This is a genomic window from Aquibium sp. ELW1220 (assembly GCF_030398385.1).
GTDB lineage: Bacteria > Pseudomonadota > Alphaproteobacteria > Rhizobiales > Rhizobiaceae > Aquibium.
The window spans coordinates 1-692 of sequence record NZ_JAOAOQ010000126.1 but is presented as its reverse complement, the minus strand read 5'-3'; the positions used below and the strand labels follow the sequence as shown (position 1 = coordinate 692).

1 protein-coding gene is annotated in these 692 nt (G+C 64.6%); it reads right to left on the bottom strand.

Features of this window, described 5'->3' with window-relative positions:
- Nucleotides 1-692: AMP-binding protein (locus N1F91_RS31025; RefSeq protein ID WP_289997771.1), on the bottom strand; the 692-nt coding region annotated here is incomplete at both ends.

Sequence of the window (692 nt, the reverse complement as noted above, 5' to 3'; positions counted from 1 at the left end):
CCGACATAGCCCCGAGCAAGACCGGCTCCGGCAATGTACATCTCGCCCCAGACCCCGACAGGGACAGGCTGCAAGGACGCCGAGAGAACGTGGATCTGCGTGTTCCAGATCGGAGAGCCGATCGGAGGACTGCCGTCTGCAGGTAAAGCAGTGGCGCGCCAGGAGGTCACGTCGATGGCCGCCTCGGTCGGCCCGAAGAAGTTCCAGAGCGGGCAGGCAAAGCTGTCTGGGACCCGCTGGTTCGTGCTCTGGCTCAGCGCCTCGCCGCTCACCACCAGATGCCGGACGCGAGACAGGTCCACCGGGTCCGGGTCGGCGTCGAGGAACGCCTCGAGCATGGAGGGAACGAAGTGCAGGGTGGTAATGCCCCGGGCAGCGATTAGCGAGATCAGATAGGCTGGGTCCTTGTGCCCGCCGGGAGCCGCCAAAACCAACTCCGCGCCGAAGAGCAGCGGCAGGACGAATTCCCACACCGAGACGTCAAAGCCAAAGGGGGTTTTCTGAAGCACCCGGTGACTTGCGCTGAACTGCAGCTCTTCGGCCATCCAGTCGATGCGCTGGCGTAATGCAGCTTGTGTATTGCCCACACCCTTTGGCCGTCCGGTGGAGCCTGAGGTGTAGATGACATAGGCGAGATGGTCCGGGCGCAGCGGCTGGTGGCGCTCGACATCGGCGACCCGGTCGGTGCTGTG